The 16,826-nt window shown below is 37.8% G+C and carries 24 protein-coding genes; 23 read left to right on the plus strand and 1 reads right to left on the minus strand.

Going from position 1 to position 16,826, the window contains the following annotated elements; translation table 11 throughout:
• Positions 1 to 76 precede the first annotated feature (76 nt).
• Positions 77 to 586: a DUF3231 family protein gene (locus tag LZ480_RS07635; protein ID WP_241368817.1), complete on the minus strand. Its 510-nt coding sequence runs from the start codon at positions 584 to 586 to the stop codon at positions 77 to 79.
• Between the two features lie 187 nt (positions 587 to 773).
• Here LZ480_RS07635 and LZ480_RS07640 point away from each other — a divergent pair, with 187 nt between their 5' ends.
• From LZ480_RS07640 to LZ480_RS07750, 23 genes are all read left to right on the plus strand, one after another.
• Positions 774 to 977 (plus strand): hypothetical protein, encoded by a 204-nt coding sequence (locus LZ480_RS07640; protein WP_241368818.1) that lies wholly within the window; start codon positions 774 to 776, stop codon positions 975 to 977.
• Between the two features lie 219 nt (positions 978 to 1,196).
• Positions 1,197 to 1,649 (plus strand): hypothetical protein, encoded by a 453-nt coding sequence (locus LZ480_RS07645; protein ID WP_241368819.1) that lies wholly within the window; start codon positions 1,197 to 1,199, stop codon positions 1,647 to 1,649.
• A gap of 436 nt (positions 1,650 to 2,085) precedes the next feature.
• Positions 2,086 to 2,712: a hypothetical protein gene (locus LZ480_RS07650; RefSeq protein ID WP_241368820.1), complete on the plus strand. Its 627-nt coding sequence runs from the start codon at positions 2,086 to 2,088 to the stop codon at positions 2,710 to 2,712.
• Between the two features lie 173 nt (positions 2,713 to 2,885).
• Positions 2,886 to 3,620, plus strand: a complete 735-nt coding sequence (locus LZ480_RS07655; RefSeq protein ID WP_241368821.1) for a hypothetical protein — start codon at positions 2,886 to 2,888, stop codon at positions 3,618 to 3,620.
• Positions 3,621 to 3,729: 109 nt separating this feature from the next.
• Positions 3,730 to 4,131, plus strand: coding sequence for a hypothetical protein (locus LZ480_RS07660; RefSeq protein ID WP_241368822.1), 402 nt, complete (start codon positions 3,730 to 3,732; stop codon positions 4,129 to 4,131).
• A 71-nt stretch (positions 4,132 to 4,202) separates the two neighbouring features.
• On the plus strand, positions 4,203 to 4,643 hold the full coding sequence (locus LZ480_RS07665; protein WP_305037312.1) for a terminase small subunit: 441 nt from the start codon (positions 4,203 to 4,205) through the stop codon (positions 4,641 to 4,643).
• Positions 4,640 to 5,905 (plus strand): PBSX family phage terminase large subunit, encoded by a 1,266-nt coding sequence (locus LZ480_RS07670; protein ID WP_241368824.1) that lies wholly within the window; start codon positions 4,640 to 4,642, stop codon positions 5,903 to 5,905. The genes LZ480_RS07665 and LZ480_RS07670 overlap by 4 nt, the downstream gene beginning before the upstream one ends.
• 13 nt (positions 5,906 to 5,918) lie before the next feature.
• Complete coding sequence (locus LZ480_RS07675) at positions 5,919 to 7,427, plus strand: phage portal protein (protein ID WP_241368825.1); 1,509 nt, start codon at positions 5,919 to 5,921, stop codon at positions 7,425 to 7,427.
• Positions 7,428 to 7,530: 103 nt separating this feature from the next.
• Positions 7,531 to 9,120, plus strand: a complete 1,590-nt coding sequence (locus LZ480_RS07680; protein WP_241368826.1) for a minor capsid protein — start codon at positions 7,531 to 7,533, stop codon at positions 9,118 to 9,120.
• Entirely contained in the window at positions 9,095 to 9,367 is a 273-nt protein-coding gene (locus LZ480_RS07685; protein WP_241368827.1) for a hypothetical protein, read from the plus strand. The genes LZ480_RS07680 and LZ480_RS07685 overlap by 26 nt, the downstream gene beginning before the upstream one ends.
• Before the next feature lie 137 nt (positions 9,368 to 9,504).
• Positions 9,505 to 10,107: a phage scaffolding protein gene (locus LZ480_RS07690; RefSeq protein WP_241368828.1), complete on the plus strand. Its 603-nt coding sequence runs from the start codon at positions 9,505 to 9,507 to the stop codon at positions 10,105 to 10,107.
• Positions 10,108 to 10,132: 25 nt separating this feature from the next.
• Complete coding sequence (locus LZ480_RS07695; RefSeq protein ID WP_241368829.1) at positions 10,133 to 10,447, plus strand: hypothetical protein; 315 nt, start codon at positions 10,133 to 10,135, stop codon at positions 10,445 to 10,447.
• Between the two features lie 20 nt (positions 10,448 to 10,467).
• A complete protein-coding gene (locus LZ480_RS07700) occupies positions 10,468 to 11,493 on the plus strand; it encodes a major capsid protein (RefSeq protein WP_241368830.1) in 1,026 nt (341 codons plus the stop codon).
• 13 nt (positions 11,494 to 11,506) lie between these two features.
• Positions 11,507 to 11,788, plus strand: a complete 282-nt coding sequence (locus LZ480_RS07705) for a hypothetical protein (RefSeq protein WP_241368831.1) — start codon at positions 11,507 to 11,509, stop codon at positions 11,786 to 11,788.
• Between the two features lie 11 nt (positions 11,789 to 11,799).
• On the plus strand, positions 11,800 to 12,195 hold the full coding sequence (locus LZ480_RS07710; protein ID WP_241368832.1) for a hypothetical protein: 396 nt from the start codon (positions 11,800 to 11,802) through the stop codon (positions 12,193 to 12,195).
• The gene (locus LZ480_RS07715) at positions 12,189 to 12,551 is read left to right on the plus strand and encodes a hypothetical protein (RefSeq protein ID WP_241368833.1); all 363 of its coding nucleotides are present in this window, start codon (positions 12,189 to 12,191) and stop codon (positions 12,549 to 12,551) included. Before LZ480_RS07710 ends, LZ480_RS07715 begins: the two co-directional genes overlap by 7 nt.
• Positions 12,551 to 13,039, plus strand: a complete 489-nt coding sequence (locus LZ480_RS07720; protein WP_241368834.1) for an HK97 gp10 family phage protein — start codon at positions 12,551 to 12,553, stop codon at positions 13,037 to 13,039. Before LZ480_RS07715 ends, LZ480_RS07720 begins: the two co-directional genes overlap by 1 nt.
• Positions 13,029 to 13,475 carry a phage tail terminator family protein gene (locus LZ480_RS07725; RefSeq protein WP_241368835.1) on the plus strand — a complete coding sequence of 149 codons (447 nt, stop codon included), beginning with the start codon at positions 13,029 to 13,031 and terminating at the stop codon, positions 13,473 to 13,475. The genes LZ480_RS07720 and LZ480_RS07725 overlap by 11 nt, the downstream gene beginning before the upstream one ends.
• The gene (locus LZ480_RS07730; protein WP_241368836.1) at positions 13,459 to 13,683 is read left to right on the plus strand and encodes a hypothetical protein; all 225 of its coding nucleotides are present in this window, start codon (positions 13,459 to 13,461) and stop codon (positions 13,681 to 13,683) included. The genes LZ480_RS07725 and LZ480_RS07730 overlap by 17 nt, the downstream gene beginning before the upstream one ends.
• Positions 13,683 to 15,011 carry a phage tail sheath subtilisin-like domain-containing protein gene (locus LZ480_RS07735; protein WP_241368837.1) on the plus strand — a complete coding sequence of 443 codons (1,329 nt, stop codon included), beginning with the start codon at positions 13,683 to 13,685 and terminating at the stop codon, positions 15,009 to 15,011. The genes LZ480_RS07730 and LZ480_RS07735 overlap by 1 nt, the downstream gene beginning before the upstream one ends.
• A 12-nt stretch (positions 15,012 to 15,023) precedes the next feature.
• Complete coding sequence (locus LZ480_RS07740; RefSeq protein WP_241368838.1) at positions 15,024 to 15,500, plus strand: phage tail tube protein; 477 nt, start codon at positions 15,024 to 15,026, stop codon at positions 15,498 to 15,500.
• A gap of 66 nt (positions 15,501 to 15,566) precedes the next feature.
• Entirely contained in the window at positions 15,567 to 15,998 is a 432-nt protein-coding gene (locus LZ480_RS07745) for a phage tail assembly chaperone (protein WP_241368839.1), read from the plus strand.
• A 249-nt stretch (positions 15,999 to 16,247) separates the two neighbouring features.
• Positions 16,248 to 16,769: a hypothetical protein gene (locus LZ480_RS07750; protein ID WP_241368840.1), complete on the plus strand. Its 522-nt coding sequence runs from the start codon at positions 16,248 to 16,250 to the stop codon at positions 16,767 to 16,769.
• Positions 16,770 to 16,826 lie beyond the last annotated feature (57 nt).

Here is a 16,826-nt window from a genome sequence, read left to right on the forward strand (position 1 = left end):
TACTAAAAATAATTTGTAAAAAAATCCCCAGTTTTAAACTGGAGACTAATTTTTAACAAGCTTTAATAAATACTTATTATTTTTCTGGATAATCTACGTGTAATGGTGGTGGAACTAACCAACCTTTATTTTTATTAAGACGAAGTAGTTTAGCACCGAGTAGAGCTTTTGCTGTATGGAATTGACCATACATTAAAGCGATATCTTCTCGAGTTGAAGTGCCCATTGCTTGACTGCATGCAACTAATCCAGCAGCAAGGTCTACTGACAATGCAGCACTAATTTCGGGATCATTAAACTTCGCACCTGGTGGGATATCTTCAATTCTTGCTACTGGTCGTTCAGGTGGTGCAGGAGGTAATCCAACGCCATTAATTTTTAGTATCTTTTCTAACGGTTTCACTTCATCCCTTAAAGCTTGGATGATATCTTCAATAATCTTTTTAAGGTCTTCATCGCCCGCGTGATTATAAAATGTTTGGTATCCAGCGATTAAGCCATTAGCTGTTGCTAAACCTGTCCAGACACTAAATACCTCACCGTAATGTAATGGTTCATCTTTTGGATTTCCACCTAAAATACCCATACTTGCACTTCCTTTTCAGTTTTTTTGTCATATTCAAACAAGGATAGTGTGGGCTGAAAACACAAAAAAATTCTTGAAATTACAAAATAGATGATGGTTGTTTATCAATAAATTGGTCAATGACATTGCGGATAAAATATATATTGAAAGTTCATTCTATGTTGAGAATTTTTAAGGGGATGAAAAAATGTATATTCGCTTAGCATCACAAAATGGTGTATTCAGATTACAGCCAATTCAACGACAAAACGATACAGAATTAGATGTTGCTATCGCTGACCTCGAGAAAAGAGGATTTATTTTGGTGAGACGTGGTAAAACCCCAAGTCAATATAGTTGTGATATTACATACAGTCGAGTTTGGGCGATTATGGAAAAATATATGTATTAGTATTAAAAAGGATCCCTTATTTAAAAGAGATCCTTTTATTAAAGGGAGGTGTTTGTAAAGTTAAATCACTTTACGTTATATTCTATGATTTGGTAGTGATTATAATTAGTTGAGTGCCTTTAAGACAGGTAAAATAAAAACCGCAGCGAGTACAAGCGCTACGGTTCCCTCTTGCTAAATATTAGGTGACAACTAATTATAGCATAAGGGGGCAATCTTATGGCAAAACAATACACAGCAGTACAAGTTTACGAAATGGTTGACCGTTACTATCAGATGAAAACATCATTGGGGTTAGCGGTAGTTAGTCCGTACAGCGTAGATCAAAAGAATACGATGGTGCAAGACTACGACAATTTAGGAATGCCAAGAGCACAGGGAGTGGGCGACCCTACGGCTAGACAGGCATTGAATCCAGTTCATGAAATGGTGCTACCTGAGCGAATGGTAAAGGATTATGAAGTGAAGGTAGCATTTATTGATGAGTGGGAGCATGTTATTACAAAGCAACGTGATCGCGCAGTATTACATTGGCGCTTATCGGGATTAAAGCCGATTAACATTGCAGAGCTTGAAGGGATTACGGATAGACATGTACGCCGCATCTTAAATGATGTAGCAAAAAAAATGTCCGAAATGTCCGCTATGTCCGAAATGTCTAAGGTTTCATAATAAGAGATTATTTGTTTTATACTATACGTGAGGTACAGCGCATAGCCAAAAACCTCACAAATACCCTAAAATTTTTACCACAATAAAAATCAGAGGGGAAAATATTTCGAGACGTAAAGCTATCCATTCGTGGGTAGCTTTTTTCGTGTATAAGGGGTGAGTGAGATGAATTATGTATTGCAGTGTGAAAAGTGTGATAGACCAGCGGAGATTATGAGCCGTAAAATTGGTAGGCAGAAAACGGGCCATGAGACGATTAAAAAGACGTCAGCTAATACGTGTGAGTGTGGTGGGAAGGTTGTTCCTACGATTGAGTAGGGCTTTGAATAGTGCGTATTGCTATTCCCCGGTGGTGCGTGCTGTTGAGAGTTGAATTTGTAGAAAAATGTTCCAATTTGTTCCCTCTCGGATTATGATTATCTGGGAGGTTATAAATATGTTTAAAAATTGGAGTAATCGTGATTGGGTTTGGTTAACTGGTATTTTATTATTTATTATGACGTTATTAGTAGCGAATTTTTATGAGAAGTGGGACCCTCAAATATCTATCATAGCGAATTCAACTTCTATAGCATTAGCAGTAATTGCTATTTTCCTATCGTTAAAGCAGGATTCTGACAGTAAATCAACATCAGAGTCAATGCGGCAAGATTTATCAACGCAAATGGGAAATATTACGATGCTAATAGCAAGTAAAAGAAATGAAATAGATGATGCAGCTACGAATGTAGAACAATCTGTTGACACGAATACAGAAACAAGGAACGATAGTTACACCTATGAACAATTAGTTGAACATGGCGAAAAAATAAAACAAGAAACCATTAATAAATTCAAAATAGAAATGAATGAGAAAATACTAAACAACTCAGACCTAATGAATGACGCTTATAAAAATTATTATTTAAAGAAATTTGAATATCGTGATGTTGAAGATGAGATTATAAAGACATTTAAGGAGAATCCACACTACACCTTTAATAAATTAAATAGTGAACTAAAGAAAAAAGGTATAGATGTATCCAATGGTTATATCAAAACAGTTTTAGATAGACGACAGTAAGAAAGAAAAACATCCATACGGATGTTTTTTTATTTTATCAAGCAACTAGCACAATGAGGTGATTACAAAACAAACAAATGTTGGAGGTAGTGTATTTGAAATATAGTTAGAGCAAAAATAAGTTATGGGAACGCCTTCCAGTTTGAGTTATGATTGGGTGGGAGGCGAGGATAATGAGTAATATTTCTAAAAGTGATATTAACGACATGAAAAGTCAATTAGTAGAGATTTCTGGAGTAAGTAGCGAAATACTAGATAATGAAATTATTAAAACGCTCGTAGATACTTCGAAAATTGTAAGTGTTGCTAATAGCATCTTAAATGTACTAGCTGAAAAGAAATTAACTATTTTTTTGAAAAGTTTAAGTGGCGATAATTTAAGTGAAAGGCAACAACAGAAATTAAGAGAGTATATGAAAAAAGAAAAAAGAAGAGATTTCGTTTTAGAGTTGTACAGAAAAGTAATTGAAAGTCAAACGAATAAAGCGCCTATAGTCTTAGGAGTTATTGCAAACGAAATAGTGTTTTCTGATAAAGATGCATCGCACGAAGATTTGATTTGTATAAATGCTTTGATGCAATTTTATGATTTTGATTTTGAAAATCTAACCTTATTGCACACCTACGTATCACGAGGTGATAGAAAATATTTCACGCTGTACAATCAAAAATTAAAAGATTTTTTATCAACGAAAAAAGCCGATGTAACAAGCATAACGTTAACCTTAGAAAAATGCGTTAATTTACAATTAATTAAAAAGGAATATGAATCCGATATATCGGTTGACATAGACGTAGATGGTGAAAGTGCGGATGTTTCTAATCAAGAAGTGGATGCATTTTATTCCTTTAATTCTGTTGGAGAAAAGCTCGTAACTTATATAAAGAAGGCGAAAATTGTTGAGTAGTAAATAATGTATCTGTAGTCACGTTCGTTTGAGCGTGGCTTTTTATTATCAAAATTACATCATGTTATTTCCTTCAGGTTCGGTTTATGATGGGGTGGGAGGTGAGAAGATGCAAACTAAAATCAATTACGCTAAGGAAATCGGTGAAGTAGGTTCAATCGTATCTGAAGCAACAAAAAACTTTGGTGGTTATAAAGAAACGAAAATCAATAATGAAAATGATCTTGTTGCACTTATCGGCCGCTATAAAACAGACTTAACTAAACTGCAAGAAGGTGAAAAGCGATTGACAAAAGTTATTGAGCCAGTTCTTATACAAAGAGAACATAGTCAGCTAGTAAAAGCATTTAGTGAGTATGTAGCGGCTACTGGTGAAATGATAACCGCAATCGATACTACGCCAGAAAGTTTCATCAAAGCTATATATAAAAGTGCCGAAACTAAACAATCGCAAGCCTCAGGTGAAATCGCAAAAATTTGTTCTGTTATCGCAAAGAAACTATTTCCGTAGAAAGAGAGTACCCAAAGAGAATTGGGTACTTTTTTATTTCAAAAAGCAATTAGCATAATGGGGTGATGCCATTGATTGAACGTAAATTAACAATAAAACAGCAGGCTTTTGCAGATGCTTATATAGAGCTTGGGAATGGCAGTGAAGCCTACAAGCATGCATATCCGAATATAAAAAAGGATGAAACGGCAAGGGCAAATGCAAGTAGATTGCTAACTAATGCTAACGTAAAATCCTATATCGACGAGCGAATGGAGCAATTAAAATCCGAACGCGTAGCTGACCAGCAAGAAATCCTTGAAACGCTAACATCAGTTATTCGCGGTGAAGCACGTGCGGCTACATTAGTAGGTGCCGGTGGTGGCGAGGAATTTATAACAGATGAAATGCCACCGACAATGACCGAACGTATTCGTGCAGCTGAATTACTGGGTAAACGTTATGCAATGTGGACGGACAAGCAAGAAGTTAACGCAGTCGTTACACCAGTATTCGTGGATGATATAGAATGACAGTAAAAAAGCTATCTCAACTCATCCCAAAAGCCTTCCATCCCGTCTGGAAAGCATCGATTGCCAAGGATATCCTAAATGTTGTCTGTAAGGGTGGTCGTGGTAGTGGTAAATCGTCGGATATTGCACACATCGTTACTCAGCTACTTATGCGCTATCCAGTTAATGCAGTAGGAATTCGTAAGGTGGATAATACGATTGAAACGTCCATATTCGAGCAAATGAAATGGGCCATTAATGAGCAGGGTGTTTCCCATCTCTTTAAAATTAATAAGTCGCCTATGCGCATTACTTACATTCCGCGTGGAAACTACATGATTTTCCGAGGGGCACAAGATCCTGCGCGTATTAAATCGTTAAAGAGTGCGAATTTCCCTTTTGCTTTAGCGTGGCTTGAAGAATTAGCTGAATTTAAAACAGAAGAAGAAGTAACGACCATTACCAACTCCCTTTTACGTGGAGAATTGGGCGATGGTCTTTTTTATAAGTTCTTTTACACGTACAATCCACCTAAGCGAAAGCAGTCGTGGGTAAATAAGAAGTATGAGAGCTCATTTCAGCCGGATAACACGTTTGTTCATAAGTCTACGTACCTTGATAACCCTTTTATTTCGAAGCAGTTTATTGAAGAAGCAGAGGCGGCTAAACAACGGAATGAATTGCGATACAGGTGGGAGTATGGTGGCGAAGCAATCGGCTCAGGTGTTGTGCCATTCGATAACCTTGTGATTGAAGCAGGTAGTATTACTGCTGAAATGGTCGCTTCATTCGATAACATTCGAAATGCAGTCGATTTTGGTTATGCTACGGATCCTTTAGCGTTTGTTCGTTGGCACTATGATAAAAAGAAAAATGCTATCTACGCTATTGATGAAATATATGGTGTGAAAATTAGTAACAGTACACTGGCTAAGCGATTGAAAGATAAGGTCTATCAGAATGACCGTATTGCAGCAGATAGTGCCGAACCAAAGTCTATTGCAGAATTGCGTGATGAATTAGGTATTACACGCATTTACGGCGTAAAGAAAGGTCCGGATAGCGTTGAATTTGGTGAGGAATGGCTAGACGACTTAGATGCTATTTACATTGATCCACTACGCACACCAAGCATTGCGAAAGAATTTGAAAACATTGATTATCAAACAGACAAAGACGGTAATCCATTACCTCGCTTAGAGGATAAGGATAACCATACGATTGATGCTACGCGTTATGCATTTGAAGGAGATATGCGTCCTTCTACATTCAGTTTCGACTAAGAGAGGTGATTACATGACAAACTTATTCCCGTTCCAGGGAGCTATAACTGATACGGAAATATTGAACGAGAGAATCGCTTCAGGTGCTAATAAAATCATTAGCAATATTAAGCTATTAGAAAGTGAAATCAACAAATTTAAAGCATCTGAAAAGCACAAATGGATGCTAACGGGTGAAGCTTATTACGAAGGTGACCAAGAAATCCTTAAACGTAAGCGGAAGGTAATTGGTAAAGGTGGCCGCTTAGAAGTAAACGAAAACCTTCCAAACAATAAAATTTTAGATAATCAATACGCCAAGCTCGTTGACCAAAAGGTGAATTATCAGCTAGGAAAGCCAATTACATTAGAGAGTGAAAATAAGCAGTATTTAAAAGCACTTGAAACCATCTTTAACCGTCGCTTCCACCGAACATTAAAGCAAGTTGGGCAAGATGCTTTAAATACAGGAATCGGTTGGCTTTATCCTTTCTATGATGAAAATGGAGAGTTTACAATTAAACGATTTGCTCCTCAAGAAATCATTCCATTTTGGAAGGATTCAGAGCGGTCAGTAGTTGATTTTGCAATTCGAATTTATTCAACGGTTGCCTACGAAGGTGATAAAGAAGTCATTGTTGAAAAAGCAGAAGTTTACAGTGCAAATGGCGTTGAATACTACGAATGGTTTAATGGGCGTTTGTTACCTGAGGTAATGAACGAATCCCGAGCATATATTACCGTATATGATGGTGAAACAAAACTTGATGTGAATTGGCAGCGTGTACCTTTAATTCCTTTTAAATTTAACAGCAATGAAATTCCATTGATTAGGCGTGTAAAATCTTTGCAAGATGGAATCAATATCATGCTTTCAGATTTTGAGAACAACATGCAAGAGGATGCACGTAACACTATTTTGGTGCTGCATAACTACGATGGACAAGATCTCGGTGAGTTCCGTCGCAATTTATCCCAATACGGAGCAGTAAAAGTTCGTTCAGCTGACGGCGCAAAAGGAGGTGTTGATACATTAACCGTTACAGTAAATGCGGATAACTACAAAGCTATCCTAACTCTGTTTAAAAAGGCACTTATTGAAAATGGTCGTGGCTACGATGCCAAAGATGAGCGTATGGCCAACAATCCAAATCAAATGAATATCCAGTCGATGTACAGCGATATTGAGCTAGATGCAAACGGAATTGAAACAGAATTCCAGGCATCTTTTGAGCAATTACTTTGGTTTGTTAATCAGCACCTAGCTAACACAGGACAAGGTGATTTTGAAGGTGAAAAGTTGGATATCGTCTTTAATCGCGACATCTTAATTAATGAAAAAGAAGTGGTTGAAGTGTTGGATAAATCTCCTTATCTTTCAAATGAAACGAAAATTGCACAGCATCCTTATGTAAAAGATGTTCAGTTAGAGCAAAAGCGATTGAAGAAAGAGCAGCAGTTGGAAATTGAGCGTGGAGATGGTTATGGCGCTCACTTTATGCAGATACAACAGAAACAAGGCGGTGATAATGATGAGGTTTAAAGATTATATTGAAACGGCATTAGTTATCATTTTATTACCAATTATTTTTCTTCTCTCTCCATTTATTTTGCTTTGGTCTGTATGCAGATGGAGGCTGAGATGATTGTCGAAGAAGTCCCGTAATTATTGGCGTCTACGTTTCGAAGCACTAGAAGATGCCCAGCATAAGCGCTCCATCTTTTATTATGCTGATCTCGAAAAAGCATATATCAAAACAATAAACGAACTTGAAAAAGACATATTGAAATGGTACAGCCGTTTTGCTACTAACAATGAGATTTCATTGGACGAGGCAAAGCGGCTTTTAAAATCAGATGAATTGCGCGAGTTCCAGTGGACTGTAAAAGAGTATATCGAATACGGCAAAAAGAACGCACTTAATCAGCAATGGATGAAACAGCTCGAAAATGCATCTTCACGTGTCCATATTTCACGATTAGAAGGTTTGCGGATACAATTACAGCAACACGTAGAAAGGCTTTATGGTGACCAAATCGAGGGCTTTGAGCGCTTGATGAAAGAAGTGTACCAAGAGCAGTATTATCATACGGCTTTTGAGGTGCAAAAGGCTTTTAACGTCGGCTTTACCTTCCAAAAACTTGATGAAGCACGATTAACCAAAATAATAAGCAAACCGTGGACTGCTGATAATTTGACGTTTAGTGCTAAAATTTGGCGTGATAGGGGCTTACTGATTGATACTCTCCATAAAGAGTTATTGCTCTCTATTGCCAAAGGTGAGAGCCCACACAGGCTTATATCAGTAATTCAAAAGAAAATGAATACATCACGCTCAAATGCAAGCCGTTTAGTATTAACTGAACAGGCTTTTTTTAGTGCTTCAGCTTCAAAGGATGCTTACGGTGAATTAGATGTTGAACAGTATGAAATTATTGCAACGCTTGACCATAAAACAAGTGAAATATGCCAGTCATTAGACGGCAAAATTTTTAAACAGAGCGATTTTGAACCGGGAGTTACAGCCAATCCATTTCATCCACGGTGCAGGTCAACTACTGCTCCTTACTTTGAGGATGATTACGGCACTCGTATTGCAAGAGATTTAGAAGGTAAAACATATTACGTCCCAAGTGATATGAAGTATGAGGAATGGTATCAGACACAGGTAGATAAACACGGGGAACAAAAAATCGCTATTGCTAAAAAGAAAGAATCTAATAAAATTAGCGATAAACTTCAATTTGATAAAATGAAAGAAATAATTGGCAAACAGGGACCTAATTCTTTGGATGCTTTTCAAAATTTAAAGTATAATAATAGCCAAGAATGGAATTTACTGAACGATTACAAAAAATCACGAGAAAATAATATGATTTCTCCATTTACTTCATTTGATGATTATATTCTATATAAAAATCGAATCAATAATGAATTGATAGGCATTACAACTCCTGATGGTACGCTTATTAAGGCTCAGTCGAAACATTTTATTGAGCGTGTATTTGGTACGAATGTAGATCCTCATACTAAGCGAGCAAGGAACGGTGTGTCACTGGAGGAAATCAAAGAAGCTTTGCTGAACGGTAATGTAAAAGAGAGAGCAAATCAAAGTAAACTGTACGTAGGTAATACTTGCGAGGTAAGTGTGAATCCTGAAACGGGTAATTTAATTCAAGTAAATCCTATATCTTCGAGGAGGCGACAAAGTGAAACTCAAAAAAGAGGATTATGATTTTCTAGCGGAGCATGTACCTGAAATAGAAAAGTATGCGGAAAATAAAACAACCGATAGTCGCTTCGTTCATTTTGAATTAAGTGATGAAAACTTTCGGAATATCCAATCTGATATCAACTTTAGTATCGTGGCTCACGGTATGGACCGACAAGATACTGTTAATGAGATTGGTAAGAAATTGTATATAATTTATGATTTATTACCATATTTGGACGAGGAAGATTTAGAATACTTTAAAGAATAGAGCACTGAACCGGTTATTTATGGTTGAGTGCTTTTATTATGCTTAAAATTCGTCTTTTTAGCGCTTGTAGACGTTAAAGAACAAGTGTTTTACCCTAACAGGTCGTTACCTGCAAAAACGAATTAGGAGGCAATAAAATGAAAAAAGAAGATTTAATAACAATGGGTTTAAGTGAAGAACAGGCTGACGCTCTTATTAATAAATTTGGAGCGATGATTCCAAAAGAACGCTTTGACGAGGTAAATAATGCGAAAAAAACACTGGAAGAACAAGTGAAAACGCATGAAACGCAGTTGAAAGAGCTTCAAACAAAAGCAAAAGGTAATGAGGAATTACAAGCCGAAATTACAAAGCTTCAAAATGAACAAAAGCAAGCAAAGGAGCAGTACGAGCAGCAGCTTAAAGATGAACGACTCTCCACTGCATTGAAATTAGCATTAGCTGGTAAAGTACATGACGCTGATCTAGTAACAGGCCTTGTCGATAAAACATTAATTGAATTAGATGACAAGGGTAATGTCACAAAGGGACTTGATGAGCAACTTAAATCGTTGCAAGAATCAAAGTCCTTTTTGTTTGTTCTTGAAAAGGAAGAAAAGAAACCACCTACATTCAAAGGGTGGAATCCTGCTGGTGGTAGTGATGAAAAAGACGGTGAATTAAGCGTGGGTAGCTCATTTGCTAAACAGTTTAACGAAAAAGGCGCAGTCGGTTCGGATTCGCCAAATCCATGGGGATAAAATTAATTAAAAGGAGGGCATACACATGCCATATGTAAAAGGTGTAACCAATTATTCTCGTATTAACTTTTTAGCATCTTCAAAGGTGCAATCATTTACGACTTCAGTTAGTGATGCTGGTATAGCTGCTGATGCTAACGGAAAGAAAATTGTACGAGCTGGAACAGTCCTTCCGGCAAATGACGCCACAGCTAAAGGTATTCTGTATAACGATGTCGATGTAACGCATGGTCCACAACCCGGCTCGTTAATTGTTGAAGCGTACATTTTAGAAGCACGCTTACACACAGAACCAACAGCTGAAGCCAAAACAGCATTAAAAGAAATTAAATTTCGATAATCGAAAGGTGGAAAATTAATATGCCAGATATTTTAGAGTTATTTGACCATAAAACAGTTCTTAGTTATTTAAAGGAGCGTAAGATCACGCCGTTTTTAGGTGAAACGCTCTTCCCAGAAGTGAAGCATGACACGCTTGAATTTGAATATTTAGTAGGTGCGAGTAATCTTCCTGTAGCTGCTAAAATTCATGCTTTTGATACAGAGGCGGAAATTGGTTCTGTTGAATTCAATGAACAAGGCCTTGAAGCTGCTTACATTAAAAAGAAGTATCAAATCAAAGAGAAAGATTTAATTGCATTACAATTCCCTCGTACTCCACAGGAACAGCAGGTGTTAATGGGACGTGTGTTCAACTTAATTGATCGTGCTGTTGGTGATGTACGTGCTGAAAAAGAAGTGATGCGTATGCAAGCTTTAGCGAACGGTCAGTTAACACTTGCAATGGAGGGTGGAGGTACGTTAACAGTAGATTACCATGTGCCTAACGAACACAAAGAGGCATTAGCAGGTACGGATTTATGGAATTTAGAAACGGCCGACATCATTGGTGACATCACTCGATGGACAAATGCGTTAGATGAAAAGCCGACACGTGCACTAACGTCTACAACGATTGTTAGTCAGATTTTACGCGACGCGAAAGTGATTGCTGCATTATTTGGTAAAGATAGCGGTCGTATTGCCACGCTTGCTGACTTAAATGCGTTTATGCAATCGCATGGTTTACCTACAATCGCAACATATGATTCAAAGTACCGTGTGCAAAATGCTAACGGAACTTATGCGACGATGCGTTACTTCCCTGAAAATAAATTTGTTATGTTCGGTGATGCTCAATTAGGTGAAACGCTGCATGGCCCAACACCTGAAGAATCACGCCTTTTACGTCAAGGGAACGAGCAAGTAAGTAATGTTGGTAATGTAATCGGTATGATTTTCGAAGAAGGTTTAGATCCTGTGTCAACTTGGGCGAAGGCAGCTACTACAGCTATTCCTTCATTCCCAGAAGCTAATAACGTATTCCAGGCGCAACCAATTGCATAAGGAGGGGTAGTCGATGAAATTAGTTAAAGTAATTGATGTTCCAGTGCGTTATAAGGGTAAAACGCATCCAAAGGACGCACAATTTGAGATGGAAGATGGGCATGTAAATGAAAAGTTAGTAGAAATTATCGGTGATGTCGCAGAAAAACAAAACAATACACAGGATAGCCCATTTGAGGGCATGTCTATTGATGAGTTAAAAACTTATGCCGAACAACGTCAAATCGACATCGGTAAGGCTACAACAGAAGAGGGCATTATCAAGAAAATTGAAGAAGCTCAAAAAGCTGAATAGGGCGTGATAATGTGCTTGAAAAAGTAAAAGAACGCTTACTATCCTTGGGTGTCACTTTATCCAACGAACCAACTTCTACAGATGGATATTTACTTTCATTTGCAGTAAATAAAACAACCGATCATATTAAAAACCAAACAAATTTAGATGCAATTCCCCAAGGCTTGGAACATGTCGCTATCGATATGGCTGTTGGGGAATTTTTGTTTGCTAAAAAATCAATGGGCTTGCTTGATGTGAGCTCATTAGATTTTAGCGGCGTTGTTAAAAAGGTTCAAGATGGCGATACAGACGTGGAATATGCAGTTGATGCCAAATACAGCCCGGAACAAAAGTTTGAATCGTTTATTGCATATTTACAGCATAACGAGGTCGATTTTGTTAAATATCGGGTGCTGACATGGTAAGTGCACGAAGAAAAGCCCTTGAACGCCTTTGGAAAGGTGAATGTACAGTTATCGCTTGGCAAGAGGTTGAAGATCCAATAACATTTGTGACTGAATTCCAAGAGGTTATACTTCACGAAAACCTTAAATGTAAGCTATCTCATAAAACAATTAGCGCTACATCTCAAACGGGTGCAGGTGCTATTTTAGTGCAACAAATTAAATTGTCGCTTGGCAATGAGTTTGAAATACCTGCCGGATGCAAAATAACCGTCACACAGAATGGTAAGACTGCTGATTATGCTCGTAGTGGTGAGCCGGGTATGTTTATTGACCATCAAGAAATCGTACTCGATATTTTCGGAGGTTATGCTTAATGGCTAGACGTGGAGCTAGGGTTGATTTTCGTGAATTAAAGCGCATGAAAAAGAAAATAGAGCGTCTCGGCCATGATTATGAAAAGTTTCTTGAAGCTATGACGAAAGAGATTGCTGCTCGTTTGTTACGTAAGGTTAAATTGCGGACACCTGTTGGCGTTTATGATAAACCTGTGAATTTCACGACGAATGATGGAAAACAAGTATCATTTACTCCTAGCACAGGCATGACAGGTGGTACTTTAAGAAACGCTTGGACAGTTGATACGACTGTAAAGAAAGTTGGTAGTAGTTATCAAATTGAAGTGTTTAATCCAACGGAATACGCTATGTGGGTTGAATTCGGTCACAGGACAGCTAACCATCAAGGTTGGGTAAACGGTAAATTCATGATGACCATTTCAGCTGATGAAGTTGAACGTGCAGCACCGTCCATTATCGATAAGAAACTCACACGAATGCTAAAGGAGGCTTTCGATGGAAATTAATGATATTAGCATTGCTATTTCCCGTAAGCTTCAAGAAGTATTCGGAAGTGGTTATAAAAAATATACGGATCAAATACCACAAGGCTTTCAAACGCCTTGTTTTTTTATTCAATTTTTAAACTTTGAGCACATTAGGCAAATCGGAAATCGTTGGAAAGTTACTCCGTTATTTAACGTACAGTATTTCCCTCAAAAAGGTGCGTCAGAAAGCGCGAATATGACGTTGAAAGTCCAACGGGCATTAAAGGATGTTACTTTGCTAAATGGCGCTAAAATGCTTGCTAGAGGTGCGAATAGTGAGGTTGTTGACGGAATCGGTCATAACTTCATGCGCTTTGATTTCTTTTTGCAAGAGATTGAGGCGAAAGTGCTTATGGGGTCATTTGATCATTACACAAATGGAGAAAGGGTGAGTTCAGTTGGCGAAAGAGATTGAAGCAAAGGTCGAGCCAGTGGACGTTGATAAGGTAGCAGAAGTCGTTACTTCGAAGTTACCGAAATTCACAAAATCACAGCTGGTCACAAGTCGTAAATATATTCATCGTCGTGATGCTCTTAATGCATTACTAAAAGACAGTGAGCAATACACGTTCGCTCAGGTGGACAAAATTTTAAAGCAATTTGATGAAGGGGTGAAGAATTAATGGCATTAGGTGGGGGTTTTTGGCTAACACAAAATAAAGTATTGCCCGGGACATATCAAAACTTTATTTCAAAAGCACGAGCATTCGTGAATCTTTCTGATCGTGGTTATGCAGCACAACCAATGGCTCTTGATTGGGGTGTTGATGATGCAGTGATGACAGTTACAAAAGAGGATATGCAAAAAGATTCTCTGAAAATTTTCGGTTACGACTATACTCATCCGAAGTTGAAGGGGATTCGAGACTTATTCAAAGGCGCGCTTGTTGTGTTCTTTTACAAATTGAATTTAGGTGGCTCAAAAGCGACAAATGAGCTTGCTACTGCTAATTACAAAGGAGTTCGAGGTAATGATATTACAATTACTGTTCAAGCAAATGTTGATGAGCCTACGATATGGGATGTAAAAACCTTACTTGCTGGAACTTTAGTAGATGAACAATACGCTGTAGCAACTGCTGCAGATTTAAAGGCAAACGATTTCGTTTCTTTTAAAACTACCACAACGTTAGCGGCGACTGCTGGTTCGCCTTTAATAGGTGGGGCAAATGGCGCGACTGCATTAACAGCAGGCACACCACACCAAATGGCACTCGATGAACTAGAAGCGTATGGTTTTAATACAATTGGCTGTTTATCAGAAGATCCAATTATTAAGTCACTTTACGTCGAGTATACAAAGCGTATCCGAGATGAAGTTGGCGGCAAGTTCCAACTTATTGGTCATAAGCTTGGTGCAATTGATCATGAGGGAGTTATCGATATACAGAATGATGCAAATGGTGATGGGGAAGAAAAATTCGGTGCAGTTTATTGGGTTTCTGGCGTACAAGCCGGCGTAGCAGTAAATCAATCGAATACAAATCGCACGTATAACGGTGAACATGAAATTGATTTATCTGAAACAAAAACGCAACCTCAATTATCGCTGTTATTGAATACGGGTAAATATGTCTTCCATCGAGTTGGTAGCGAAATTAATGTATTAGAAGATGTAAATACATTTACATCATTCCGAACAGATAAAAACGAAGATTTTTCGTTTAATCAAACTATCCGTGTGTTAGATCAACTTGCAATCGATACGGCCCATCTGTTTAATACTCGTTATTTAGGGAAAGTGCCAAATGATACTGATGGTCGTATATCTCTTTGGAATGATATTGGGAAGCATCGAGGCGAAATGCAACGTATCCGGGCTATCCAAAATTATGACAAAGAAAAACTTTTAGTAGGTCAAGGCGAATCGAAACGTGCTGTAGTGATTCAAGAGGAAGTTATTAATACGCTAACAATGTCGCAATTATATGTGACAACGATGGTAGCGTGAGGAGGGGTATAAATGTCAAATGCTAACACAATGCATGGTCGCGATGCTGTTCATGGTGCACAAGGTAAAGCTTTCGTGACAATTGAGGGGTTGCGTTATCAATTCGCGCAATTAATTAATTTAGAAGCTCGCATGGATAAAACCAAAACGCAAGTACCAATTATGGGACGCACCGGCAAAGGTAATAAGTCAACTGGATGGGAAGGTACTGGTTCAGCAACATTCCACTTCAACACATCGATTTTCCGTAAATTACTCAAACGTTACAAAGATACTGGTGAAGATATCTATTTTGATGTCCAAGCCACAAATGAGGATGGTTCTTCTACCGTCGGTCGTCAAACTACAATTTTACTGGATTGTAACTTAGATGGTGGCATCATTGCTCTCTTAGATGCTGACGCAGAGTATTTAGAGGATACTATTGACTTTACGTTTGAGGATTGGGATATGCCTGAAGAGTTCTCTATTTTAGCCGAAATGCAATAATGAGCTTGCCGTTTATTCGGCAGGCTTTTCATATACTTAAAAATCAAAAAGGAACGGTGACTAATAATGACAAATTTATCAGCATTCTTGGCTCAAAATGCCATTAAACCAGACTCACAGGAGCGCGTAGTTTCAAAACGCTTCGTGGACCCTGAAACAAAAGAGCCGATGAAATGGCAAATTGTTGCAGTAGATTCAGATCGTGACGAGGCTTTACGTAAGCAAAATACAAAACGTTTACCGGTACCGGGCAAAAAAAACGTATTCCAGCCTACAACAGATTACGATGCATACTTAGCGACATTAGCGGTAGAATGCACAGTATTCCCAAATTTACATGACGTGGATCTTCAAAATTCATACAAGGTAATGGGCGCTGAGGCATTACTTAAAAAGATGCTATTACCTGGTGAATATGCCGAGTATTTAAAAGTTGTACAAAATGCTAACGGCTTTGATGTTGGCATGGATGAGGCAGTAGAAGAAGCAAAAAACTAATTGAGGATGGCGACTATGATGCAAACATTGCTTACTACTGTTTGCACAAATTTCATAAGTGGCCGTCCGAATATGATTCTTTGCCTAAGTGGGAAAAAGCTATGGTTATCGCTTCCGTACAACTTAAGCGAGAGGCTGATGAAAAGGCTGAAAAAGAATCAAAGAAAACTGGGCGAAAAGGAAAGCGAAAAGGATGATATGGTTATTCCTTCCTGAATTATGTATATTTATGGGGAGGAGGGATGATAAATGAAACTAAAAATTATCGCTGTTGTATTTTTTCTATTTACGTTAGTAGCTTGTTCTTCTGAAAATACTAGTAAGAGCAAAACGGTAGAACAAGTCATTGATGTAACGCAATTCAACAAAATAAGTAGTTCCGAATTAGTCAAAATCATGGGTGAACCTGAGCAGATTGAAGATTTTGAATGGACGGTACCAAAAAATAACCAAAGTATAGTCGGGAAACTGTACATTTACGAAGGTAATAAGTATGAATTTATTTTATTTGATGACATTTTGGTTAGAGCGAATATCTATTCTGGTGATTATATAGGTCATGATAATACAATTATGAGTTTCGAGGAAAAAGAGGATATTTTCCCTATGTTCGGAATTTCCCCAAACTCAAGTATGCGCAAAGAAGCAGATACTAATTACGCCCTTAGATATGAACGAGTATCTGATGATGTTGAAGGTGTATGGATTTTGGAAATTGAAAATAAGAATTTTGGTATAGCGAAATTTACTTATGATTCAAATTATTTTTAGCATTTTTAAAGCACTCAATTCTTGAGTGCTTTTTATTATGAGCGAAAGGATTATTTA

The organism is Solibacillus palustris, assembly GCF_022549215.1.
GTDB lineage: Bacteria > Bacillota > Bacilli > Bacillales_A > Planococcaceae > Solibacillus > Solibacillus daqui.